Source organism: Pseudomonas sp. W2I6, assembly GCF_030815935.1.
GTDB lineage: Bacteria > Pseudomonadota > Gammaproteobacteria > Pseudomonadales > Pseudomonadaceae > Aquipseudomonas.
This window is the reverse complement of sequence record NZ_JAUSXJ010000001.1, coordinates 4,489,974-4,512,927: the sequence shown is the minus strand read 5'-3', so window position 1 is coordinate 4,512,927 and position 22,954 is coordinate 4,489,974. Positions and strand designations below refer to the sequence as shown.

21 protein-coding genes are annotated in these 22,954 nt (G+C 62.7%); 16 read left to right on the top strand and 5 right to left on the bottom strand.

The features are described 5' to 3' along the window. Nucleotides 1-9: 9 nt before the first annotated feature. A complete protein-coding gene (locus tag QF039_RS20685; protein WP_004371376.1) occupies nt 10-999 on the bottom strand; it encodes a 2-hydroxyacid dehydrogenase in 990 nt (329 codons plus the stop codon). A gap of 249 nt (nt 1,000-1,248) precedes the next feature. Beyond that, nucleotides 1,249-4,002, bottom strand: a complete 2,754-nt coding sequence (locus QF039_RS20680; RefSeq protein ID WP_008434994.1) for a response regulator — start codon at nt 4,000-4,002, stop codon at nt 1,249-1,251. 205 nt (nt 4,003-4,207) lie between these two features. Between QF039_RS20680 and QF039_RS20675 the strand changes: the two genes are divergently transcribed. After that, nucleotides 4,208-4,936, top strand: coding sequence for a response regulator transcription factor (locus QF039_RS20675; RefSeq protein WP_004371371.1), 729 nt, complete (start codon nt 4,208-4,210; stop codon nt 4,934-4,936). Further along, on the top strand, nt 4,923-6,293 hold the full coding sequence (locus QF039_RS20670; protein ID WP_008434990.1) for a sensor histidine kinase: 1,371 nt from the start codon (nt 4,923-4,925) through the stop codon (nt 6,291-6,293). The genes QF039_RS20675 and QF039_RS20670 overlap by 14 nt, the downstream gene beginning before the upstream one ends. Nucleotides 6,294-6,296: 3 nt before the next feature. On the opposite strand, the gene QF039_RS20665 is transcribed toward QF039_RS20670, so the two are convergent. Then, on the bottom strand, nt 6,297-6,812 hold the full coding sequence (locus QF039_RS20665) for a DUF2062 domain-containing protein (protein ID WP_004371367.1): 516 nt from the start codon (nt 6,810-6,812) through the stop codon (nt 6,297-6,299). Between the two features lie 147 nt (nt 6,813-6,959). On the opposite strand from QF039_RS20665, the gene QF039_RS20660 reads away from it, so the two are divergent. The 11 genes from QF039_RS20660 to QF039_RS20610 are packed head-to-tail and all read left to right on the top strand — an operon-like array spanning nt 6,960 to nt 15,525. Then, a complete protein-coding gene (locus QF039_RS20660) occupies nt 6,960-9,251 on the top strand; it encodes a DNA internalization-related competence protein ComEC/Rec2 (protein WP_307523003.1) in 2,292 nt (763 codons plus the stop codon). 31 nt (nt 9,252-9,282) lie between these two features. Beyond that, nucleotides 9,283-9,918, top strand: a complete 636-nt coding sequence (locus tag QF039_RS20655) for a MotA/TolQ/ExbB proton channel family protein (RefSeq protein WP_004371363.1) — start codon at nt 9,283-9,285, stop codon at nt 9,916-9,918. After that, nucleotides 9,915-10,343, top strand: coding sequence for a biopolymer transporter ExbD (locus QF039_RS20650; RefSeq protein ID WP_004371361.1), 429 nt, complete (start codon nt 9,915-9,917; stop codon nt 10,341-10,343). The genes QF039_RS20655 and QF039_RS20650 overlap by 4 nt, the downstream gene beginning before the upstream one ends. After that, nucleotides 10,343-11,353 carry a tetraacyldisaccharide 4'-kinase gene (lpxK, locus tag QF039_RS20645; protein WP_177008421.1) on the top strand — a complete coding sequence of 337 codons (1,011 nt, stop codon included), beginning with the start codon at nt 10,343-10,345 and terminating at the stop codon, nt 11,351-11,353. The genes QF039_RS20650 and lpxK overlap by 1 nt, the downstream gene beginning before the upstream one ends. A 24-nt stretch (nt 11,354-11,377) precedes the next feature. Beyond that, on the top strand, nt 11,378-11,563 hold the full coding sequence (locus tag QF039_RS20640) for a Trm112 family protein (RefSeq protein WP_003174668.1): 186 nt from the start codon (nt 11,378-11,380) through the stop codon (nt 11,561-11,563). Next, nucleotides 11,560-12,324 carry a 3-deoxy-manno-octulosonate cytidylyltransferase gene (kdsB, locus tag QF039_RS20635; RefSeq protein WP_008434982.1) on the top strand — a complete coding sequence of 255 codons (765 nt, stop codon included), beginning with the start codon at nt 11,560-11,562 and terminating at the stop codon, nt 12,322-12,324. Before QF039_RS20640 ends, kdsB begins: the two co-directional genes overlap by 4 nt. Next, the gene (locus tag QF039_RS20630) at nt 12,324-12,788 is read left to right on the top strand and encodes a low molecular weight protein-tyrosine-phosphatase (RefSeq protein ID WP_004371338.1); all 465 of its coding nucleotides are present in this window, start codon (nt 12,324-12,326) and stop codon (nt 12,786-12,788) included. The genes kdsB and QF039_RS20630 overlap by 1 nt, the downstream gene beginning before the upstream one ends. After that, the gene (gene murB / locus QF039_RS20625) at nt 12,785-13,804 is read left to right on the top strand and encodes a UDP-N-acetylmuramate dehydrogenase (protein WP_004371335.1); all 1,020 of its coding nucleotides are present in this window, start codon (nt 12,785-12,787) and stop codon (nt 13,802-13,804) included. Before QF039_RS20630 ends, murB begins: the two co-directional genes overlap by 4 nt. Nucleotides 13,805-13,811: 7 nt before the next feature. Then, on the top strand, nt 13,812-13,955 hold the full coding sequence (locus tag QF039_RS20620; RefSeq protein WP_177041366.1) for a hypothetical protein: 144 nt from the start codon (nt 13,812-13,814) through the stop codon (nt 13,953-13,955). Beyond that, on the top strand, nt 13,955-14,941 hold the full coding sequence (locus QF039_RS20615) for an XdhC family protein (RefSeq protein WP_004371334.1): 987 nt from the start codon (nt 13,955-13,957) through the stop codon (nt 14,939-14,941). Before QF039_RS20620 ends, QF039_RS20615 begins: the two co-directional genes overlap by 1 nt. Next, nucleotides 14,938-15,525 (top strand): nucleotidyltransferase family protein, encoded by a 588-nt coding sequence (locus tag QF039_RS20610; protein ID WP_307520408.1) that lies wholly within the window; start codon nt 14,938-14,940, stop codon nt 15,523-15,525. The genes QF039_RS20615 and QF039_RS20610 overlap by 4 nt, the downstream gene beginning before the upstream one ends. Nucleotides 15,526-15,592: 67 nt before the next feature. Here the strand turns inward: QF039_RS20610 and rne are convergent, their stop codons facing one another. Further along, nucleotides 15,593-18,856: a ribonuclease E gene (gene rne / locus QF039_RS20605; protein WP_307520406.1), complete on the bottom strand. Its 3,264-nt coding sequence runs from the start codon at nt 18,854-18,856 to the stop codon at nt 15,593-15,595. Between the two features lie 747 nt (nt 18,857-19,603). On the opposite strand from rne, the gene rluC reads away from it, so the two are divergent. The 3 genes from rluC to QF039_RS20590 are packed head-to-tail and all read left to right on the top strand — an operon-like array spanning nt 19,604 to nt 22,226. Beyond that, the gene (rluC, locus tag QF039_RS20600; RefSeq protein WP_004371325.1) at nt 19,604-20,563 is read left to right on the top strand and encodes a 23S rRNA pseudouridine(955/2504/2580) synthase RluC; all 960 of its coding nucleotides are present in this window, start codon (nt 19,604-19,606) and stop codon (nt 20,561-20,563) included. Further along, nucleotides 20,550-21,212 (top strand): HAD-IA family hydrolase, encoded by a 663-nt coding sequence (locus QF039_RS20595; protein WP_307520403.1) that lies wholly within the window; start codon nt 20,550-20,552, stop codon nt 21,210-21,212. Before rluC ends, QF039_RS20595 begins: the two co-directional genes overlap by 14 nt. Nucleotides 21,213-21,233: 21 nt before the next feature. Beyond that, nucleotides 21,234-22,226, top strand: a complete 993-nt coding sequence (locus tag QF039_RS20590) for a S49 family peptidase (protein WP_008434971.1) — start codon at nt 21,234-21,236, stop codon at nt 22,224-22,226. 129 nt (nt 22,227-22,355) lie between these two features. Here the strand turns inward: QF039_RS20590 and QF039_RS20585 are convergent, their stop codons facing one another. Continuing rightward, the gene (locus QF039_RS20585) at nt 22,356-22,934 is read right to left on the bottom strand and encodes a nucleoside triphosphate pyrophosphatase (RefSeq protein ID WP_307520400.1); all 579 of its coding nucleotides are present in this window, start codon (nt 22,932-22,934) and stop codon (nt 22,356-22,358) included. Nucleotides 22,935-22,954 lie beyond the last annotated feature (20 nt).

The following is a 22,954-nucleotide window of genomic DNA, read 5'->3' as shown; positions in this document are numbered from 1 at the left end:
GACCGCTGATCATCCTTCGACGAGGTTTTGCGCCTGTCCGCCGGCCCACGCCGCGATGTTGGCCAGGGTGGTGCCGGCAATCGCCCCCAGCGCCTCGCGGGTCAGGAAGGCCTGATGCGCGGTGATGATCACATTGGGGAAGGTCAGCAGGCGCGCCAATACGTCGTCTTGCAGGGGCAGGTCCGAGCGGTCTTCGAAAAACAGCTGGGCCTCTTCTTCATACACATCCAGCCCCAGATAGCCGAGCTGGCCATCCTTGAGTGCGTCGATCAGCGCCGGGGTGTCCACCAGGCCGCCGCGCCCGGTGTTGATGAGCATCGCGCCGGGCTGCATATGGGCGAGGCTTTGGGCGTTGATCAGGTGTTTGCTGTCCGCCGTCAGCGGGCAATGCAGGCTGATGACCTGTGACTCGCCCAGCAACTGCGGCAGGCTCACATACCGGGCGCCGAGGGCTTCGACCTGCGGGTTGGGGTAGGGATCGTACGCCAGCAGCTGGCAGCCGAACCCGGCCATGATCTTGGCGAATGTGGCGCCGATCTGCCCGGTGCCGACCACGCCGACGGTCTTGCCCACCAGGTCGAAACCGGTCAGGCCGTGCAGGCTGAAGTCACCGTCGCGGGTGCGGTTGTAGGCGCGGTGCAGGCGGCGATTGAGGGCCAGGATCAACGCGACCGCATGTTCGGCCACCGCATGGGGCGAGTAGGCCGGCACCCGCACGATGGTCAGGCCCAGGCGCTTGGCGGCGGGCAGGTCGACATGGTTGTAACCGGCGGAACGCAGGGCGATCAGGCGGGTGCCGCCGCTGGCCAACTGCTCCAGCACCGGGGCGCTGAGGTCATCGTTGATAAAGGCGCAGACCACTTCGTGGTGTTCGGCCAGGGCCACGGTGTCGATGTTCAGCCGGGCCGGCTGGAATTGCAGCTGCATGCCTTCGGGCAGCGGTTGGGCGAGAAAGCTGTCGCGGTCGTAGGTCTGGCTGCTGAAGAGGATGATGCGCATCAAATATTCCTTCTTGATGATGGAAAGCTGATTTTGTGGCGAGGGGGCTTGTCTGTGGTGAGTGAGCTTGCTGTGGTGAGGGCGCCTGTTGTGGTGAGTGAGCTTGCTGTGGCGAGGGAGCTTGCTCCCGCTGGAGTGCGAAGCGCTCCCAGGATTTTGGGGCCGCTGCGCAGCCCAGCGGGAGCAAGCTCCCTCGCCACAACAAGCTCCTCACCCCAGCAAGCTCCTTCGCCACATTGCCCCGAAAGTTTACGCGCTGACCCGCGCCTCGCTGGCCAGCCGGGCAATCGCCATGTCCAGTTCATCCAGGGCCGGCATGGCCTTGGCGTCGTCCTGCTTGAGCAGGGTCTCGGCCCGTTGGCAGGCCGCACGCAGTTGCGGCACGCCGCAATACCGGGTGGCGCCGTGCAGGCGGTGCACCCGTTCGATCAGGGCGTTGCGGTCATTGGCGTCACGGGCGACGCGAATCGCTTCACGGTCCGCTTCCAGCGAGGCCAGCAGCATCGCGAGCATGTCTGCCGCCAGATCCGCCTTGCCGGCCGCCAGGCGCAAACCTTCTTCATGGTCCAGCACCGGCAATTGCGTGGCATGCCCAAAACTTTCGGTGCCACGGTCCGGGCCCTGGTTGCGCAGGGCCAGCCCGGTCCATTTCAACACCACCTGGGCCAGTTGTCGTTCGCTGATGGGTTTGGTCAGGTAATCATCCATGCCGCTTTGCAGCAGGGCGCGTTTTTCGTTGGCCATCGCATGGGCCGTCAGCGCGACGATGGGCAGCGGTGTGCCATGGCGTTCGCTTTCCCACGTGCGGATTGCCTCGGTGCTCTGGCGACCGTCCATCCCCGGCATCTGCACGTCCATCAGCACCAGGTCGAAGGCTTCCTGCTTCACTGCCTCGATGGCCGAGTAACCGCTTTCCACCGCCTGGACCTTGGCGCCCATGTCTTCCAGCAGGGTTTGCACCAGCAGTAGGTTGGCCGGGTTGTCGTCGACACACAGCACCCGCGGCGCGCGGCTGGACAGGGGCTCGCCGGGTTCGCTGCGCAGCGGGCGCGGGCTGATCAGGTCGGCCAGGGCGCGACGCAGTTTGCGGGTGCACGCGGGCTTGGCCTGCAACTGGCTGTTGGGGTTGGGCACCGAGGGGTTGAACAGCAGCTGTTCGGTGGTCGGGCACAACACCAGTACCTTGCAGCCCAGGTGTTCGAGGTCCCACAGGTGCTGGTTCAAACGCTCCGGCGGAATGTCGTTGGCGGTGATGCCCAGCACGGCCAGGTCAATCGCCTGTTCGGTCTGGTGGGCGCTGGTGATGCCGTTGGTCAGGCTTTCCAGGCTGTTGAACGGGGTGACTTCCAGGCCGCAGTCTTCCAGCTGATGTTGCAGGGCCTGGCGCGCCAGCTCGTGGTTTTCCAGCACCGCCACGCGCCGGCCCAGCAGCGGCGCGGAGGGCAGGTCTTCGATATCGTCACGGGTTTTCGGCAGGTTCAGGCTGATCCAGAATTCCGAGCCTTCTCCCGGCGTGCTGTCGACGCCGATCTCACCGCCCATCTGTTCGATCAGGCGCTTGGAAATCACCAGGCCAAGGCCGGTCCCGCCGGGTTGGCGTGACAGCGAATTGTCCGCCTGGCTGAACGCCTGGAACAGTGCCCGCACATCCTGGTTCGACAGGCCGATGCCGGTGTCCTGCACGCTGATGCGCAGTTGCACGCTGTCTTCCTGTTCGTCTTCAATCATGGCGCGGGCAACGATGGTGCCTTCGCGGGTGAACTTGATCGCGTTGCTCACCAGGTTCGTGAGGATCTGCTTGAGCCGCAGCGGGTCACCCACCAAGGCGAGCGGCGTGTCGCGGTAGACCAGGCTCACCAGCTCCAGCTGTTTGGCGTGGGCGGCCGGGGCGAGGATGGTCAGGGTGTCTTGCAGCAAGTCCCGCAGGTTGAACGGGATGCTGTCGAGCACCAGCTTGCCGGCCTCGATTTTCGAGAAGTCGAGGATTTCGTTGATGATGCCCAGCAGGTTGTCGGCGGATTTTTCGATGGTGCCCAGGTAATCCAGTTGGCGCGGTGACAGTTCGCTTTTCTGCAACAAATGGGTGAAACCAAGGATGCCGTTCAACGGCGTGCGGATTTCATGGCTCATGTTGGCCAGAAACTCCGACTTGATGCGGCTGGCTTCCAGGGCTTCCTTGCGGGCCAGGTCCAACTCGATGTTCTGGATCTCGATGGTTTCGAGGTTTTGCCGCACGTCTTCGGTGGCCTGGTCGATGCTGTGTTGCAATTCTTCCTGGGCGTTTTGCAGGGTCTCGGCCATGCGGTTGATGCCCGAGGCCAGGTGATCCAGCTCCTGGCTGCCCAGCGGTGGCAAGCGGGTTTCGAGATTGCCGTCCTTGAGTTGCGCGACGGCCTGTTTGATCAGGCCGATCGGTGAGTTGATCGTACGGCTGATGCGCAAGGCGAGGGCCGCCGTGCAGATCAGGCCGATGGCGATCAGCAGCAGGCTCGCGAACAGGCTGCGGTAGCCACGCAGCAACATGCCGTTGTGGGACAGTTCCAGCTCGACCCAGCCGAGCAGGCGGTCGGATTCATCCGGGATCAGTTCACCGGCGAGGTTGCGATGGCGGCCGAACACCGGCAGCAGATAACGGGTGGCGTCATTGCCGGTGCGCTGCAACAGGTGCGAACTGTTGCCGATGGGCGGCTGGTTGAGCATGGTCGGCCCGGCGTGGGCCAGGGGCGTGCGGTCGGGCCCGAGGAACGACACGGCGCGCACATCGGTTTGTTCCAGGGACTGGGTGGCGATGCGTTCCAGCAGGTCGGTGTTCCTGGTGCCGAGGGCCGGAGCCACCAGCGGTGCCAGTTGCTCGGCGATCATCTCGCCGCGTTGCAGCAACTGCGACTGCAACTCCGAAAGCTGCATCCAGGTGAAGTACCCGCCCAGCAGCAACGCCATCAGGCTGGTAGGCAATAAGGTCAGCAACAGTACGCGGCCTTTTATCCCCATTCTTTTAAGCACGCCACTCTCCTGCTACCACACTGTTGTCGAATTCCACGCAGGCATCCGGCCCGCGCCACCTGCGCAGTGTAGCCATTTGCGCGGCGGGGAATCTTGCAAAATTAATGACCTGAGGCAAACCTTGGGCCGCCGGACGCCCGGCGGCGGTTGCTCATGGGGGGGCAATCTTGAATAATCAGTCATTGAGAATGACTTGCAGACGCTAATGAATCCCGCAGCACTTGGCTTACCCAGTATCCTGGCGATTGAAGACGATCCTGTGCTTGGCGCCTATGTCCATGAGCAGTTGGGCCTGTGTGGCTTCCAGGTGACCTGGTGCCAGAACGGCCAGCAGGGCCTGCAAATGGCCCGCGATCAGCGCTTCGACGTGGTGTTGATGGACATCCTGCTGCCGGGCATGGACGGGTTGTCGGTGCTCACGCATTTGCGCCAGAGCCATTCGATGCCGGTGATCCTGATGTCGGCCCTGGGGGCCGAAGCCGATCGCATCAGCGGTTTTCGCCTGGGGGCCGACGATTACCTGCCCAAACCGTTCAGCATGGCCGAGTTGCGGGTGCGCATCGAAGCGATCCTGCGCCGGGTCGCCCTGGACCGGCGGCCGTTGCCGGCCCTGGCGGCGGTGCGCGGCGATGCCCGCAGCCTGCGTTTCGATGACGAGCTGTGTGATGTGTTTCACCGGGAGCAGTGGGCCGGCCTGACCCGCAGCGAATATCGCCTGTTGGAAACCCTGCACCGCAACGCCGAAGAAGTCCTCAGCAAAGCCTTCCTCTACCAGCATGTGTTCCAGCGCGGCTATGCGCCCCATGACCGCAGCCTGGACATGCACATCAGCCAGATTCGTCGCAAGCTCAAGGCTGTCGGCTACAGCGAGCGGGAAGTGCGCACGGTGTGGGGCAAGGGCTATGTGTTGAGCGGTCACGATGACGGGCTTTAAAGCCGCGTTCAAACGGCTGCCGGGCAAGCATTCGTTATTCTGGAAACTGGCCTGCCTGCTGATCGCGTTCTGCTTGCTGATGATCTGGCTCAGTTGGTCATGGGGCCGGTATATGGAAGAGCAGAATGCCTTTCTGTCCAGCGAGGCCCGCGCCACCCTGAGCGGTTATGCCGCTGGCGCGGAACTGGCCTGGAACAAGGGCGGCAACGCCGGTGTGGACGAATGGTTGCACACCCTGGGCCAGCGCGAGCGCACCTGGGTGGGGGTCATCGGCAACGACCTGCAATCCCTGAGCAGCTACCCACTGACGGACAAGGAGAGCCAGCGCCTGACCTTCCTGCGCGGCCTGGACTGGCCCGTCAGCCGGCATGCCAAGGGCCTGCCGTGGTTGAAAATTCCGTTCCCGCTCGACCCGGGTGCGGGCTCCCTGGTGATCGAGTTGCCGCGGCGTTTCATGCCCGGGCAAAACCAGCTGTTCTGGCGGATCGTCACCAATGGCGTGATTCCCGGCCTGTTCACCCTGCTGCTGTGCATCGGCCTCTACCGGCTGTTGATCATGCCTCTCAACCACCTGCGAGAGCAGGCCAACGCCTGGCGTGCCGATCAACTGGGCACCCGGCTTTCCCGCGACACCACCAGCCGCCAGGATGAACTGGGGGAATTGGGCCGCGCGTTTGACCAGATGTCTGAACGCCTGCAAGGCACCGTGGCCCTGCAACAGCAACTGCTGCGGGATTTGTCCCATGAGTTGCGCACACCGTTGAGCCGCCTGCGTGTGGCCAGTGACAGCGAGCAGGACCTGACCCAGCTGCGCGAGCGCCTGGGGAGGGAAATCGACGGCATGCAGCGCCTGGTGGACGACACCCTGCAACTGGCCTGGCTCGACACCGAACGCGCGCCGTTGCCCAAGGAAGACATCCAGGTGCAGGCGCTGTGGGACATGCTCCGGGAAAACGCCTGTTTTGAAAGTGGCTGGCCGGCTTCACGCTTGCAGTGCGAGCTGGGGGCCGACTGCTGGGTGCGCGGTCATCTGAACCTGCTGGCCCAGGCATTGGAGAACATCCTGCGCAATGCCATCCGGCACTCTGCGCAAGACGGAACGGTGCAATTGGGCGGGCAGCGTGAGGGGGATCACTGGCACTTGTGGCTGGAAGACCAGGGCGGCGGGATCGATGAGGTGGAGTTGGAGCGAATCTTTGCGCCATTCACCCGGCTGGACGGTTCACGGCCCGGCGACGGCGGCTTTGGCCTGGGCTTGAGTATTGCGCGCAACGCCGTGCAGCGTCAGGACGGCAGCCTGTGGGCGGAAAATACCGGCCAGGGTTTACGTGTGCACATGCGCTTGCTGGCGCGCTAACGGTTACAACCTGCGCTGTTTGCGTTTTTTCCACTGGCGGGCCACCCACCAGCGCCAATAGCCCATGGTCAGGCAATAACCCAGCACCGCCATCACCAGCCCCAGTACTACCGAGCCCAGCAGGAACGGTTGCCACAGCGTCGACAACTGCCCGCTGATCCATTCCCAGGTCAGCTCGTCGGGCATGCTGCGGGGTGGCACATTCATCAGCCAGGCCCCGGTCATGTAGGTGCAGAAAAACACCGGCGGCATGGTAATCGGGTTGGTCAGCCAGACCAGGCTCACGGCAATCGGCATGTTGCCGCGCACGCTGATGGCGAGGACCGCTGCCAGCAGCATCTGCAAGGGAATGGGGATGAATGCCGCGAACAGGCCAACGGCCATGGCCCGCGCGACCGAGTGCCGATTGAGGTGCCAGAGATTCGGGTCATGCAGCAACTTGCCGAGAAAGCGTAAGGACTTGTGTTCCCGAATGCTGGTCGGATCGGGCATGTACCGTTTGAATAAGCGCCGTGGCATAAGGGGTCCAGGTCAGTTCGAGGGGCAAGTATGCCCGCATTCCACGAACGTGAAATTCAGACTTTGTGACAAATAATAATAGGCCACACCGCTAGCCCGGCTAAGACTCAATGGGTCGCTTTCAAGGAAAGATCCATGAGAACAGGGATGTTCGCACTCGCGCTGGGGCTGCTCGCCTTGCGTTTTTTACCCGCGTTGCCGTCCGGCGGCTGGCTGTTGCTGATGCCGGTGCTGGCCCTGATGCTGTTGCCTTTTCGTACCTATCCGCTGGGGTTTTTCCTGCTTGGCCTGGGCTGGGCATGCCTCAGCGCCCAGTGGGCGCTGGATGACCGGTTGGCCCCGCACCTGGATGGCCAGACCCGCTGGGTGGAAGGGCGTGTCAGCGGGTTACCGCAGCAGATGGGCGACGGTGTGCGCTTCGAACTGACCGACAGCCGGTCACGCAAGGACCTGCTTCCCAAGCGCATTCGCGTGTCCTGGCGCGGCGGCCCACCGGTTAAGAGCGGTGAGCGCTGGCGACTGGCGGTGACTCTCAAGCGTCCTTCCGGATTGCTCAATGCCGATGGCTTTGACTATGAAGCCTGGCTGCTGGCCCAGCGGATTGGCGCCACCGGCTCGGTCAAGGACGGCCAACTGCTGGCACCGGCACGACATGCCTGGCGCGACGGGATTCGCCAGCGGCTGCTGGCAGTGGATGCCCAGGGGCGAGAGGCAGGCCTGGCGGCGCTGGTGCTCGGCGATGGTTCCGGGTTGGCCGCCGAGGATTGGCGGGTCCTGCAAGCCACTGGCACCGTGCATTTACTGGTGATATCCGGGCAGCACATCGGCCTGCTGGCGGGGTTGATCTATGGCCTGGTCGCCGGTCTTGCGCGCTACGGGGGTTGGCCGAAACCTTTGCCGTGGCTGCCCTGGGCCTGCGGCCTGGCGTTTGCTGCAGCGCTGGGCTACGGCCTGCTGGCAGGTTTCGAGGTGCCGGTGCAACGGGCCTGTGTGATGGTGGGCCTGGTATTGCTGTGGCGCCTGCGGTTTCGTCACCTGGGAATCTGGTGGCCGCTGTTGCTGGCGCTGGACGCGGTGCTGATCCTCGAACCGCTGGCCAGCCTGCAGCCGGGGTTCTGGTTGTCTTTTGCGGCTGTTGCGGTGCTGATTTTGGCGTTCAGTGGCCGATTGGGCCCCTGGCCCTTGTGGCAAGCCTGGACCCGCGCCCAATGGTTGATTGCCATCGGCCTGTTTCCGCTGCTGCTGGTGCTCGGCCTGCCTATCAGCCTGAGCGGGCCGCTGGCCAACCTGGTTGCGGTGCCGTGGATCAGCCTGGTGGTGCTGCCCCTGGCCTTGCTGGGTACGGTGTTATTGCCGCTGCCTTATATAGGAGAGGGGTTGTTATGGCTGGCGGGCGGCACACTGGACGGGCTGTTCAAGGCACTGGCGCTGCTGGCGCAGTACTTGCCGGCCTGGATACCGGCGCAAGTGCCCATTGGCTATTGGCTGGTGAGCCTGCTGGGGGCGGTGCTGTTATTGCTGCCCAAGGGCGTCCCGTTTCGGCTGCTGGGTTGGCCGATGTTGCTGCTGGCGGTGTTTCCGCCGCGGGAGTCGATACCTCATGGGCTGGTCGAGGTGGTGCAGATGGATGTCGGCCAGGGGTTGGCGATCATCCTGCGTACCCGCAACCATGTACTGCTGTATGACGCCGGGCCGCGCTCCGGTGAGTTCGATCTTGGCGCGCGTGTCGTATTGCCTGCGTTGCGCAAGCTGGGTGTCGCAGAGCTGGACGTGATGCTGCTCAGTCATGCCGATGCCGATCATGCCGGCGGCGCGCTGGCCGTCGCCCAAGGGTTGCCGGTCAAGCGTGTGGTGGGCGGTGAGACGGCACGGCTGCCGGCCTCGCTCGGTACCCAGGCGTGTGTCAGCGGCGAGCAGTGGGAATGGGACGGCGTGAGGTTCGAGCTATGGCAATGGCCTGATGCGACGGACGGTAACCAGATGTCCTGCGTGTTACGGGTGCTGGCCAATGGCGAGCGCTTGTTGCTGACCGGGGATATTGACCATGACGCCGAGCGGGCATTGCTGGCCACTCCCATGGGCGCTCCTGTCGATTGGCTGCAAGCGCCGCACCACGGCAGCCGCAGCTCGTCGTCATGGGCCTTTCTACAGCGCCTGGCACCCAAGGCCGTGTTGATTTCCCGGGGGCGCAGCAATGGATTTGGCCACCCGCATCCACAGGTGCTGGAGCGTTACCAGGCCATGGGCAGCGCGATTTATGACAGTGCCGAGCAAGGCGCACTCCGCCTGCAACTGGGCACCTTCCAGCCGCCGCTGGCCGCGCGCAGCCAGCGGCGTTTCTGGCGCGAGCGCCCGTCGCAAAACAGCGTTACCAAAGAGCGGCCCCTTCGACAGGATGCTCTGGGGCAGGCCAGCCCTTCCACCGGACCCTTATGGTAAAGTGGCGCACTTTTTCGAGGGGACATTCACTGTGTGGGAATTGGTCAAATCCGGCGGCTGGATGATGTTGCCGATCATTTTGAGTTCCATCGCCGCACTCGGCATCATCGCCGAACGCCTATGGACCCTGCGTGCCAGCCGTGTAACGCCTGACCACCTGCTGGGCCAGGTCTGGGGCTGGATCAAGAACAAGCAGCTCGACAAGACAAAGCTCAAGGAACTGCGCGCCAACTCGCCCCTGGGTGAAATCCTCGCCGCCGGCCTCGCCAACTCCAAGCACGGTCGCGAGATCATGAAGGAGTGCATCGAAGAGGCCGCCGCCCGGGTCATCCATGAGCTGGAGCGCTACATCAATGCCCTGGGCACGATCGCCGCCATGGCACCGTTGCTCGGCCTGCTCGGTACGGTGCTGGGCATGATCGATATTTTCAGCTCATTCATGGGGTCGGGTATGACCACCAACGCCGCAGTGCTGGCCGGTGGTATTTCCAAGGCCTTGATCACCACGGCGGCGGGCCTGATGGTCGGTATTCCTTCGGTGTTCTTCCACCGTTTCCTGCAACGGCGCATCGACGAACTGGTGGTGGGCATGGAGCAGGAAGCCATCAAGCTGGTGGAAGTGGTACAGGGCGACCGTGACGTGGACCTGGTTGAGGGCAACGCGTGAAATTTCGTCGCAAGCAACGGGAAAACGTCGATATCAACCTGGCGTCGTTGATCGACGTGGTGTTTATCCTGCTGCTGTTTTTTGTCGTCACCACCACCTTTACCCGGGAAACCCAGCTGCGCGTCGACCTGCCGGAAGCCGTCAGCGGTTCGCCGGCGGAAGACCAGCAGGCCAAGCAGCTGGACATCGCCATCAGCGCCGATGGCGTGTTCTCGGTGAACAACCAGTTGCTGGAGAAAAACGACCTGGCCAGCCTGATGGAAGCGCTGCAAAAAGAGTCTGGTGGGGACACTAACTTGCCACTGTCCATCAGCGCCGATGGCAACACCAAGCACCAGGCCGTGATCACGGCGATGGACGCTGCCGGCAAGCTCGGCTTCAGCCATTTGCGCATGACCACCGTCGAGGCGGCGAGCCAACCCTGATGGCCATGACTGATCGTTTGCTCAAGGCCTGGTACGAAGGCCATCCGGCGCTCGCGTTGTTGCAGCCGCTGGAATCCCTCTATCGCCGGGTTGTGCAGCGCAAGCGCGCGCGGTTCCTGGCGGGCGAGGGCGAGATCTATCAGTCGCCGGTGCCGGTCGTGGTGGTAGGCAATATCACGGTGGGCGGCACCGGCAAGACGCCCATGATTCTCTGGCTGATCGACCATTGCCAGCGCAGTGGTTTGCGCGTCGGTGTGGTCAGCCGCGGTTATGGCGCCAAGCCGCCACAGTTTCCATGGCGCGTAGAGGCCGATCAAACCGCTGCGGTGGCGGGGGACGAACCCTTGCTGATCGTGCAGCGCAGCGGCGTGCCGCTGATGATCGACCCCGACCGCAGCCGCGCCGTGAAGGCGCTGTTGGCCAGCGAAACCCTCGACCTGATCCTCTCCGACGACGGCCTGCAACATTACCGCCTGGCCCGTGATCTGGAACTGGTGCTGATTGACGCCGCCCGCGGGCTGGGTAACCGTCGCTGCCTGCCGGCGGGGCCGTTGCGTGAGCCGGTCGAGCGTTTGCAGAGCGTCGATGCGCTGCTTTACAACGGCGCAGGTTCTGACCGTGACGACGGCTTTGCCTTCCGTCTGTTGCCTGCCGCGCTGGTCAACCTGCATACCGGCGAGCGTAAACCCGTCGAACACTTCCCGGTGGGGCAGCAGGTACATGCGGTGGCCGGCATCGGCAACCCGCAACGTTTCTTCAACACCCTTGAAACGCTACACTGGCGCCCAATACCCCATGCTTTTGCCGACCACGCGCCGTACAGCGCCGAGGTCTTGAATTTCACACCGGCACTGCCGTTGGTCATGACTGAAAAGGACGCGGTGAAGTGCCGCGCCTTTGCCAGGCCCGACTGGTGGTACCTTGCGGTGGACGCGGCACCGTCACCGGCGTTTATCGCCTGGTTCGACACGCAGTTGATGCGCTTGCTGCCCGCTCGCCTTTTGCCTTAAAACGCTGCTCTCCAGGACATACTCATGGACACCAAACTGCTCGATATCCTCGCTTGCCCGATCTGCAAGGGGCCGCTCAAGCTCAGCGCCGACAAAACCGAGCTGATCAGCAAGGGCGCCGGCCTGGCGTACCCGATTCGTGATGGCATTCCGGTAATGCTCGAAAGCGAAGCCCGCACCCTGACCACCGACGAGCGCCTGGATAAATGACCACCGCCTTCACCGTTGTCATCCCGTCCCGCTACGCCTCCACCCGCCTGCCCGGCAAGCCGCTGCAACTGATCGGCAACAAGCCGATGATCCAGCTGGTGTGGGAACAGGCCTGCAAAAGCAGCGCCGAAAGGGTAGTGGTGGCCACCGACGATCCGCGCATCATCGAGGCCTGCAAAGGCTTTGGTGCCGAAGCGGTGCTGACCCGTGAAGACCACAACTCCGGTACCGACCGCCTGGCCGAAGTGGCCACCAAGCTGGGCCTGGCGGCGGACGCCATCGTGGTCAACGTGCAAGGTGACGAGCCGTTGATTCCGCCCAGCGTGATCGATCAGGTGGCGGCCAACCTGGCAGCCCATGGCGAAGCGCGCATGGCGACCCTGGCCGAGCCGATTGAAGACATCGAGACCCTGTTCAACCCCAACGTGGTGAAAGTGGTCAGCGACATCAATGGCCTGGCGCTGACCTTCAGCCGCTCCACCTTGCCGTGGGCGCGGGATGCGTTCGCCAAACAGCCTGACGTGCTGCCGGCTGGCGTGCCTTACCGTCGCCACATCGGCATCTACGCCTACCGCGCCGGTTTCCTGCACGACTTCGTGAGCTGGGGCCCGTGCTGGCTGGAAAATACCGAATCCCTGGAACAACTGCGTGCCCTGTGGCACGGCGTGCGCATTCATGTGGGCGATGCCCTGGAAGCGCCGCCGGCGGGCGTCGACACCCCTGAAGACCTCGAGCGCGTCCGTCGCCTGCTGGGGGCCTGATGCAGGTTCTGTTCGTCTGCCTGGGCAACATCTGCCGTTCGCCCACGGCAGAAGGCGTTCTGCGCCACAAATTGCGCGAAGCCGGCCTGGCCGATCAGGTTGAAGTGGCCTCTGCCGGTACCGGTGATTGGCACGTCGGCAACCCACCGGACAAGCGCAGCCAGCGTGCAGCGCTGCAACGCGGCTACGACCTGTCGGCCCAGCGTGCACAACAGGTGTCGCGTGCCGACTTTTCCCGCTACGACCTGATCCTCGCCATGGACCAGAGCAACCTGCGCAACCTCAAGGCCATGCAGCCGGCTCAGGGCAAGGCGGACCTGGACCTGTTCCTTCGCCGCTACGACTCGGTGGTGGATGAAGTGCCGGACCCGTACTACGAAGGTGACCAGGGCTTTGAAACTGTCCTCGACCTGATCGAGCGCGCCTGTGACCTGTTGGTGATTGAATTGAAGGGCCGGTTATGACTTTGCAGGTACGGGCACAGGTTTCGCTCAAGCCGTTCAACAGCTTTGGTATCGACGTGCGTGCCCGGCTGTTTGCCGAGGCCCATAATGACGCCGACGTGCGTGAGGCCCTGGCCTGTGCCGCCGAGCAACAACTGCCGTTGCTGGTGATTGGCGGTGGCAGCAACTTGCTGTTGACCCAGGATATTGACGCACTGGTGCTGCGCATGGCCAGCCAGGGCATCCGAGTGTTGCACGACGATGGCGTGCAGGTCGTGGTTGAGGCCGAAGCGGGCGAAGCGTGGCATCCGTTTGTGCTGTGGACCCTGGCCCAGGGCTTTTCCGGCCTGGAAAACCTCAGCCTGATTCCCGGCACGGTCGGCGCCGCACCGATGCAGAACATCGGCGCCTACGGTGTAGAGATCAAGGATGTATTCAGCGGCCTGACCGCCCTTGATCGCCAGACCGGCGAACTACGGGATTTCAGCCTGGCCGAGTGCAACTTTGCCTACCGCGACAGCCTGTTCAAGCACGAAGTGGGGCGCTGGCTGATCCTGCGGGTGCGTTTTGCCCTGAGCCGCGCCGTGCATCTGAAACTTGAATACGGGCCGGTGCGACAGCGCCTGACCGAGCAAGGCATCGCGCAGGCCACGCCCAGCGATGTCAGCCGCGCGATTTGCAGCATTCGTAGCGAGAAACTGCCCGACCCGGCGGTGCTCGGCAATGCGGGGAGTTTCTTCAAGAACCCGCTGGTGTCCCAGGCACTGGCTGCCGAGTTGCAGCGTCAATACCCGGACCTGGTGGCTTACCCCCAGGCCGACGGGCAGATGAAACTGGCCGCCGGCTGGCTGATCGACAAGGCCGGCTGGAAAGGCTTTCGCGATGGCGATGCCGGCGTGCATCGATTGCAGGCGCTGGTATTGGTGAACTACGGCGCGGCCAGCGGCCAGGACATTGCCGGGCTCGCGCTGCGTATCCAGCAGGACATCGAAAAGCGCTTCAAGGTGGTGCTGGAAATGGAGCCGAATCGCTATTGAACTAAGCTTGTTTTTTGACGCACCAAGCCCTGCATTGCAGGGCTTTTTTATTGCCGGTGAGTTAACTTGGCTGACTACCGATATTTTTGATCAACCCATAGATGCTGTTTATCAAAATCAGTTGCAAGGTTGGCGGGAGGCGAAAGCCTGATGGACAGTGTTGATCTGAATGTATTACGCAGCGTGCTGGAATGGCGCCTCGCCGGGCAGCGAGTGGTGCTGTACAGCGTGGTCCAGACCTGGGGCAGCGCCCCGCGTCCGCCGGGGGCGATGCTGGCCTTGCGCGGCGACGGAGTGGTGATTGGCTCGGTGTCCGGCGGCTGTATCGAGGACGACTTGATCGCCCGGTTGCAGGACGGTCGGCTGCCTGACGACGGGCCGCCGGTGCAGCTTGTCACCTACGGTGTCACCCGGGACGAAGCGGCGCGTTTTGGCCTGCCGTGTGGCGGCACCCTGCGTCTCACCGAAGAGCGGGTGAGTGATCCGGGTTGGGTAGCTGAACTGCTGGCGCGCTGTGAGGCCCACGAGATTGTCGCCCGTGAGTTGGACCTGGCCACCGGCGAGGTGGTGTTGAGCGGTGCGAGTAAGACCGATGTGGTCAGCTTCAACGGCGAGCGTTTGCGCGCGATCTACGGTCCGCGCTGGCGCCTGCTGCTGATCGGCGCGGGCCAGCTGTCACGTTATGTGGCGGAAATGGCTCGGTTGCTGGATTTCGAAGTGCTGATCTGCGACCCGCGCCAGGAGTTTGTCTATGGCTGGGAAGAGCAGCACGGGCGCTTTGTACCGGGTATGCCGGATGAAGCGGTGTTGAATATCCAGACCGATGAACGCACCGCCATTGTCGCGCTCACCCATGACCCGCGCCTGGATGACATGGCGTTGCTGACGGCCCTCAATTCCCGGGCGTTCTACATAGGCGCGCTGGGTTCGCGGGTCAACAGCCAGAAGCGCCGGGAAAACCTCGCGGCACTGGGGTTGAGTGCGGAGGCCATTGCGCGGCTGCATGGGCCGATTGGCCTGCATATCGGCAGCCATACGCCGGCGGAAATCGCCTTGTCGTTGATGGCTGAAATCGTCGCCATCAAGAACGGGATCGATCTGCTGCAGAAAAAGCCGTTGCAGGCAGCGGTCAGTTGACGGGCATCGCCGTAATCATCCTGGCGGCGGGGCAGGGCAGTCGTTTTCGGGCCGAGGCGGGTGCCGATCAGGACAAGTTGCTGGCGCCCTGCGTGGGCCGGGATGGCATCACGCGGTCGGTGATCGAGCAGGTATTGGTGAATTTGCCGCCTGTGGCTACGAGACGTTGGCTGGTGACGTCACCGGATCGCACCGAAGTGATTCGGTTGGCTAAGGTGCACGGTTGCGAAGTATTGCTTTTGCGCTCGCCGGGCATGGGTGACAGCATCGCCGCAGCGGTGGCGGCCAGTGGGCCGTCGGCTGGTTGGCTGGTGGTGTTGGGGGATATGCCGTTTATCCTGCCGGCAAGTATCGAGCAAGTGATGGCAGGCCTGGAGGAAGACGGTATCAGCGCCCCGGTGCATGCAGGTCAGTACGGGCACCCCGTGGGGTTTGGCCGTTCATTCGGCCGGGCCTTGATCGCGCTGACCGGAGACCGCGGGGCAAAACCGTTATTTGCCAAGGCTTCGGTGCAGGAAGTCGTAGTCGATGATCCCGGTGTGTTGTGGGACGTCGATGTGCCAGGGTTGTTGGACTACCGCTAACTGATGTAACGGGCATAAAAAAGCCCCGCCTGATCACTCAGGCGGGGCTTTTTAGTGGCCGATGGAATCAGACGAGGGGTTTAGGCTCGTGCTCTTCTTCCAGGGCCTTAGGGTGGTGCTCTACCACTTCCTCGACGGAACGTACGTTCTCGTCGATGGCAGGGGCAGTGTGCTCAACCACGGCTTCGGTGACCGGAGCAGGGGTTGCTTGGGCAACTTCAGCGACGGCTGGAGCAGCTTCGGCAGCGGCCTTGGCAGCAGCGGCGGCCGCTTCAGCTTCCTTGCGACGACGACGCACTTCGCGTGGGTCGTTCGGCGCACGGCCATTTTCGGTCAGGGCGCTGGCCGGAGCGGCTTCAACCACCGGGGCTGCCACTTCGGCAACCACTGGCGCTTCAACCACTGGCGCAGGCTCGGCAACAACGGCAACAGGTTCAGCAGCGACCACCACTTCAGCGACTGGCGCTGGAGCTTCTTCGACCACTGGCGCAGGCGCTGGAGCTTCGACCGCTTCAACCACCGGGGCAGGTTCGGCAGCCCACTGGAAGGCGGTCTGTTCTTCGCGAACTTCACGCACTTCAGGGGTTGGCTCGGCTACCGGTGCTTCAACGGCGGCTTCAACCACGGGCTGTTGTTCAACAACAGCGGCAGGCTCGGCAACCACTTCAGCTTCAGGCTTAGACTCGCGAACTTCACGAACTTCACGAACTTCACGCACGTGACGAGCCGGCGCTACTTCCACTTCCGGAACAACCGGGGCTTCGACCGGGGTCGTTGCTTCAACCACTGGCGCTTCGACGGCTGGCGTCTCTACAACAGTGTTTTCCTGGATGGCAGCGGTGGCTGCTTCAGCTTGCTCGTTGGCCTGGGCTTCAGCAGGTGCGCTGATGACCGAGCTGGCGACAGCAGCGGTAACGGCCAGGCCGGCAGCCAGTTCGGCGCCAGTCGGTTCGCCGGTAGCGGCTGCGTTGGCTTCGCCGGTCTCTTCCGAGCCTTCGATTTCGTTGCCGTTGGCATCACGTTGACGCTCACGACGGTTGCTGCGACGACGCTGGCCACGGGAGCGGCGGCGTGGACGATCGCCTTCGGCGTTGTCCTGGCCGTCTTCCTGTTGCTGGTCTTCGTTGGACAGCAGCTCTTCTTCTTCACCGGCTGGAGCCGCTTGCTCGGCACGTGGTTGACGCTCTTCACGAGGAGGGCGTGGCGCACGTTCTTCACGCGGCTGACGAGCTGGACGCTCTTCAGCAGTGGCAGCGGTGGCAGCAGCAGCGGCTACGGCTGGAGCGGCATCCAACGGCTCGCGCAGTTCACGCACGCGTTCTTCACGCTCGCCACGTGGCTTGCGGTCTTCACGTGGAGCGCGTGGAGCACGCGGTGCACGTTCTTCGCGTGGTGCACGCTCTTCACGGGCCACGGTTGGTGTTTCTTCACGGGCTTCGCGCGGTTGGCGCTCTTCACGTGGGGCGCGTTCTTCGCGGGGTGCACGTTCTTCACGAGGCTTGCGCTCTTCGTCACGGCGACCGTTGCGATTGCGGCTCTGCTGGCGACCGTTGCGACGCTCTTCATTGCGTGCAGGGCGTTCAGTCACAGGCTTCTCGACCACAACTGGAGCCACCGGCTCTTCCTTGGTGGCGAACAGGCTGACCAGCGACTTCACCAGGCCCTTGAACAGGCTTGGCTCAGGCAGGGCAGCTGGTGCGGCAACCGGTGCGGCAGCCTCGACCGGAACCGGTGCGTTGGCACGGGCTGGCGCGGTCTTCACGGCGGCTTCCTGGCGAACCAGGGTGCGGGTCGCAGCGGCTGGCTGGACTTCTTCCACTTCGGCAGCGGCAGCAGCGATTTCGTAGCTGGACTGGTTGACGTGGGCTTCCGGGCTGTCATCACGCAGGCGCTGCACTTCGAAGTGCGGCGTCTCGAGGTGATCGTTTGGCAGGATGACGATGCGGGCACGGGTGCGCAGTTCGATCTTGGTGATCGAGTTGCGTTTTTCGTTGAGCAGGAACGCAGCGACCGGGATCGGCACCTGGGCGCGCACTTCGGCAGTGCGGTCTTTCAGGGCTTCTTCTTCGATCAGGCGCAGGATCGCCAGCGACAGCGATTCAACGTCACGGATGATGCCGGTGCCGTTGCAACGCGGGCAGACGATGCCGCTGCTTTCACCCAGGGATGGACGCAGGCGCTGACGGGACATTTCCAGCAGGCCGAAGCGCGAGATGCGGCCGACCTGTACGCGGGCACGGTCAGCTTCCAGGCATTCGCGGACTTTCTCTTCCACGGCGCGCTGGTTCTTGGCCGGGGTCATGTCGATGAAGTCGATCACGATCAGGCCGCCGATGTCACGCAGGCGCAGCTGGCGGGCGATTTCTTCAGCCGCTTCCAGGTTGGTCTGCAGGGCGGTTTCTTCGATGTCGCTACCCTTGGTGGCACGCGCCGAGTTGATGTCGATGGACACCAGGGCTTCGGTCGGGTCGATCACGATGGAGCCGCCGGAAGGCAGTTCGACGACGCGCTGGAAAGCGGTTTCGATCTGGCTTTCGATCTGGAAACGGTTGAACAGCGGAACGCTGTCTTCGTACAGCTTGATCTTGCTGGCGTACTGCGGCATCACCTGGCGGATGAAGGTCAGGGCTTCGTCCTGGGCTTCGACGCTGTCGATCAGCACTTCGCCGATGTCCTGGCGCAGGTAATCGCGGATGGCGCGGATGATCACGTTGCTTTCCTGGTAGATCAGGAATGGCGCGGAACGATCCAGGGACGCTTCCTTGATAGCGGTCCACAGCTGCAGCAGGTAGTCGAGGTCCCACTGCATTTCTTCGCTGCTGCGGCCCAGGCCGGCAGTGCGCACGATCAGGCCCATGTCGGCCGGAGCGATCAAGCCGTTCAGCGCTTCACGCAGTTCGTTGCGCTCTTCGCCTTCGATGCGACGGGAGATACCGCCGGCACGCGGGTTGTTCGGCATCAGGACCAGATAGCGGCCAGCCAGGCTGATGAAGGTGGTCAGGGCGGCGCCCTTGTTGCCACGTTCTTCCTTTTCTACCTGAACAATGACTTCCTGGCCTTCGCTCAGGACGTCCTTGATGTTCACGCGGCCTTCAGGGGATTTCTTGAAGTATTCGCGGGAGATTTCTTTGAGGGGCAGGAAGCCATGGCGCTCGGAGCCGAAATCGACAAAGGCAGCCTCAAGGCTTGGTTCGATGCGAGTAATCCGGCCTTTATAGATGTTGGCCTTCTTTTGCTCGCGTGCACCGGACTCGATGTCCAGGTCGTAGAGGCGTTGGCCGTCTACCAGTGCAACACGCAACTCTTCGGGTTGAGTTGCGTTAATCAGCATTCTTTTCATGTTGTACCGTCGGTTTCCGGGCTGCCGGAAACGGCGTTCGGCACACACGACTTCTCACGGTCGGTGTCAGGTGCGTCAAGAGTGGTTGGCCACTCCAGTGTCCAGCAATACCCGCCAAAATGGGCGGTATCGCGACGTACGCTTCCTGCTTGCTGTGGTGACTTAAGCACTCAGTCAGGAGGAGGAATCAACCGGCGACTGTGGACGAGATGAAGCGTCTAAATATAAGCCTAGTGCTACACAGTCCGACGGTTGTGCATCTCCACCCTACACGTATCCCTGATAATTCGGGTGCTGCCGCGCGCAGAATCCGCAGCGGGTTGGCATTTACCGTGTTCTCCAATGGGGAGTCCACGCTCATGGCTAAACAAGACCGGGTGTGGGCGATTGTGCTCTCACTCAGCTCGTAACAGGCGTTGTTTCCGAAGCATTCGCCGTGGTCTGGCTCCAGACTGACTGCACTTTGTGAACTGGCCGTAAATATCGGCGCAAAAGGCGAGTAATCACTCTGCTTTTTGCACTCGCTTCAGGCCTCATGTCACCTGCGCTTGTTACAATCTCGAGCCTTCCAGGGTGGCGAAAGCCCCGTAGGACGGCCTCGCGTCCTGATGAATTGCGATGGTCAGGGCCGGCAGTTTGCCGCTAGTCCTCTGTCCAGGCCGCTTTTGGCGGCGTTCGCGACTATAGCAGCAATGATTAAGTGCTTCAATTCCATAAAAAATTGTTATCATCGCCGCCATGACGACTACCGCCCCCCAGACCCCCAGCGTCCAGCTGCTCGAGGTCTCGCCGGAATATGCCGGCCAACGCATCGACAACTTTCTTCTTGCCAGGCTCAAAGGCGTGCCCAAGACCTTGATTTACCGCATTTTGCGTAAAGGCGAAGTGCGCGTGAACAAGGGCCGGATCAAGCCCGAGTACAAGCTGCAGGCGGGCGACATCGTCCGCGTGCCGCCGGTGCGGGTGCCTGAGCGTGACGAACCGGTCCCACTGGCCCAGGGCTTGTTGCAGCGCCTTGAGGCGTCGATTGTCTTCGAAGACAAGGCACTGATCGTGATCAACAAGCCGTGTGGCATCGCGGTTCATGGCGGCAGTGGCCTCAACTACGGGGTGATCGAAGCCTTTCGTCAGTTGCGCCCGGATGCCAAGGAGCTGGAGCTGGTCCACCGTCTGGACCGTGACACCTCCGGCCTGTTGATGATCGCCAAGAAACGCAGCATGTTGCGCCACCTGCATGCCGCCCTGCGCGGTGATGGCGTGGACAAGCGCTACATGGCGCTGGTGCGTGGCAACTGGGCCACCTCGATCAAGAGCGTGCGCGCGCCGTTGCAGAAGAGCAACCTGCGTTCCGGCGAGCGCATGGTCGAGGTGGACGAGGAGGGCAAGGAGGCGCTGACCCTGTTCAAGGTGCTGCGCCGCTTTGGTGACTTTGCCACCATGGTCGAGGCCAAGCCGGTCACTGGCCGTACCCACCAGATTCGTGTGCACACCCTGCATGCGGGGCACTGCATTGCCGGCGATACCAAGTACGGCGATGAAGATTTCTCCAAGGAAATCCGCGACCTGGGTGGCAAACGCCTGTTCCTGCACGCCTACATGCTGACCGTGCCGCTGCCCGATGGTGGCGAATTGAAGCTGCAAGCGCCTGTCGATGAAATGTGGGCCAAGACCGTGGAGCGCCTGAGTGTCGCACCCTGACTACAAGCTGTTGATCTTTGACTGGGATGGCACGCTGTGTAATTCCATTGGTCGGATTGTCGAGTCGATGCACGCGGCGTCGACCCGTTCCGGTTATGCATTGTGCGACGACCTGGCGGTCAAGGGCATTATTGGCCTGGGCCTGCCGGAAGCGATCCGCACCCTGTACCCGGAGATTGGTGATGGCGAGCTGATAGCGTTTCGTCAGCACTACGCCGATCACTACATGGCGCTCGACGCCCAGCCTTCGTCGCTGTTTGAAGGCGTGGCACAGGCCCTGGAAGCATTTCGCGCCGACGGTTATCACCTTGCGGTCGCGACCGGCAAGGCCCGTCGCGGCCTGGACCGGGTGCTCAAGGCCCATGGCTGGGAAGATTATTTCGACGCTACCCGTGCGGCGGATGAAACCGCCAGCAAGCCCCACCCTCTGATGCTCGAGCAGATCCTCGCTCAATGTGGCGTGTCGCCTCGGCAGGCGTTGATGGTGGGTGATGCGTCGTTCGACCTGATGATGGCGCGTAATGCTGGCATGGACTCCGTGGCGGTCAGCTACGGCGCCCAATCTGCCCAGGCGTTGCAGGCCTACGAGCCGCGCCTGACAATTGACCGTTTTTCTGAATTGCAGGCCTGGCTCAGCCGGGCCCATTAAGTCTTTGCTGGGGTAGATGGCATGACCGATGAGTGGAAAGCGCCTGAGAAGGCCAATGCCGATAACAATGGCGATGACAGAAGCTGGAAGTTGCTGGAGAAGACGCTGCTGGCCAGTGTCCAGGAGCAGCGTCGCTCCCGGCGTTGGGGGATCTTTTTCAAGCTTCTGACCTTTATTTATCTGTTGGGCATGCTGGTGCTGTTCAGTCCGCTGATGGACATGGAGAAGAGCGCCACCCGAAGCGGTAATTACACGGCGTTGATCGAAGTGCGCGGGGTGATTGCCGACAAGGAGTCTGCCAGTGCAGACAACATCGTCAGCAGCCTGCGGGCGGCCTTCGAGGACTCCAAGGTCAAGGCTGTGATCCTGCGCATCAACAGCCCGGGCGGCAGTCCGGTGCAGTCGGGTTACGTGTACGACGAGATTCGTCGCCTGCGCGCCTTGCACCCGGACATCAAGCTGTATGCAGTGATTTCCGACCTGGGTGCCTCGGGTGCCTACTACATCGCCAGTGCTGCCGACCAGATCTATGCCGACAAGGCCAGTCTGGTGGGTTCGATTGGTGTGACGGCGGCCGGTTATGGCTTTGTCGGCACCATGGAGAAGCTCGGGGTTGAGCGTCGTACCTACACGTCGGGTGAGCACAAGTCGTTCCTGGACCCGTTCCAGCCGCAAAAGGCGGATGAAACCCAGTTCTGGCAGGGTGTGCTGGATACCACTCATCGGCAGTTCATTGCCAGTGTGAAGCAGGGGCGCGGTGACCGGCTCAAGGATAAGGAGCATCCGGAGCTGTTCTCCGGTCTGGTCTGGTCTGGCGAGCAAGCGCTGCCATTGGGCTTGATCGATGGCCTGGGCAGTGCCAGTTCGGTGGCGCGGGACGTGATTGGCGAGAAAGAACTGGTGGACTTCACTGTTCAGGAGTCGCCGTTTGACCGGTTCTCCAAGAAGCTGGGTGCCAGCGTGGCTGAGAAGCTGGCGCTATACATGGGCTTCCAGGGTCCGACCCTGCGCTGAGAGCTTGAGCGCGACATGGCTCAAAATGTGGGAGCTGGCTTGCCTGCGATAGCATCACCTCGGTGCAACTGATGTACCGAGGTGTCTGCATCGCAGGCAAGCCAGCTCCCACATTTGTTTGTGATGTTCTCAGGGAATCTGCACGCCTTCGACCAGTAGCATGTCCACCAGTCGGATCAGCGGCAGTCCGACCAGGCTGGTGGCGTCTGGCCCTTCGGTGCTTTGAAACAGGCTCACCCCCAGGCCTTCGGCCTTGAAGCTGCCAGCGCAGTCGTAGGGCTGCTCGATGCGCAGGTAGCGTTCGATGCGTGCGGCGTCCAGCGTGCGCATGTGTACGGTGAAGGGGATGCAGTCGACCTGGCAATGGCCGGTGGCGCTGTTCAGTACAGCCAGGCCGGTCAGGAAGCTGACGCGCTTGCCACTGGCTGCCAGCAGTTGCTCACGGGCCTTCTCGAAAGTGTGGGGCTTGCCGATGATCTGGCCGTCGAGCGCGGCGACCTGGTCCGAGCCGATGATCAGGTGGCCCGGATGGCTGTCAGCCAGGGCGCGGGCCTTTTCCTCGGCCAGGCGCTTGACCAGCTCCACGGCGGACTCGTCCGGACGGTGGCTTTCGTCGATATCCGGCGAGCTGCAGATGAACGGCAGGTGCAGGCGGTTCAACAATTCCCGGCGATAAACCGAGCTGGAAGCGAGTAATAAAGGCAGCATGGGCGTCTCCTCAAGGCAGT

Coding starts and splice junctions, on each gene's coding strand:
- QF039_RS20685 (WP_004371376.1), bottom strand. CDS start 999: ATGCGCATCATCCTCTTCAGCAGCCAGACCTACGACCGCGACAGCTTT.
- QF039_RS20675 (WP_004371371.1), top strand. CDS start 4,208: ATGAATCCCGCAGCACTTGGCTTACCCAGTATCCTGGCGATTGAAGAC.
- QF039_RS20670 (WP_008434990.1), top strand. CDS start 4,923: ATGACGGGCTTTAAAGCCGCGTTCAAACGGCTGCCGGGCAAGCATTCG.
- QF039_RS20665 (WP_004371367.1), bottom strand. CDS start 6,812: ATGCCACGGCGCTTATTCAAACGGTACATGCCCGATCCGACCAGCATT.
- QF039_RS20660 (WP_307523003.1), top strand. CDS start 6,960: ATGTTCGCACTCGCGCTGGGGCTGCTCGCCTTGCGTTTTTTACCCGCG.
- lpxK (WP_177008421.1), top strand. CDS start 10,343: ATGGCCATGACTGATCGTTTGCTCAAGGCCTGGTACGAAGGCCATCCG.
- QF039_RS20640 (WP_003174668.1), top strand. CDS start 11,378: ATGGACACCAAACTGCTCGATATCCTCGCTTGCCCGATCTGCAAGGGG.
- kdsB (WP_008434982.1), top strand. CDS start 11,560: ATGACCACCGCCTTCACCGTTGTCATCCCGTCCCGCTACGCCTCCACC.
- QF039_RS20630 (WP_004371338.1), top strand. CDS start 12,324: ATGCAGGTTCTGTTCGTCTGCCTGGGCAACATCTGCCGTTCGCCCACG.
- murB (WP_004371335.1), top strand. CDS start 12,785: ATGACTTTGCAGGTACGGGCACAGGTTTCGCTCAAGCCGTTCAACAGC.
- QF039_RS20615 (WP_004371334.1), top strand. CDS start 13,955: ATGGACAGTGTTGATCTGAATGTATTACGCAGCGTGCTGGAATGGCGC.
- rne (WP_307520406.1), bottom strand. CDS start 18,856: ATGCTGATTAACGCAACTCAACCCGAAGAGTTGCGTGTTGCACTGGTA.
- rluC (WP_004371325.1), top strand. CDS start 19,604: ATGACGACTACCGCCCCCCAGACCCCCAGCGTCCAGCTGCTCGAGGTC.
- QF039_RS20590 (WP_008434971.1), top strand. CDS start 21,234: ATGACCGATGAGTGGAAAGCGCCTGAGAAGGCCAATGCCGATAACAAT.
- QF039_RS20585 (WP_307520400.1), bottom strand. CDS start 22,934: ATGCTGCCTTTATTACTCGCTTCCAGCTCGGTTTATCGCCGGGAATTG.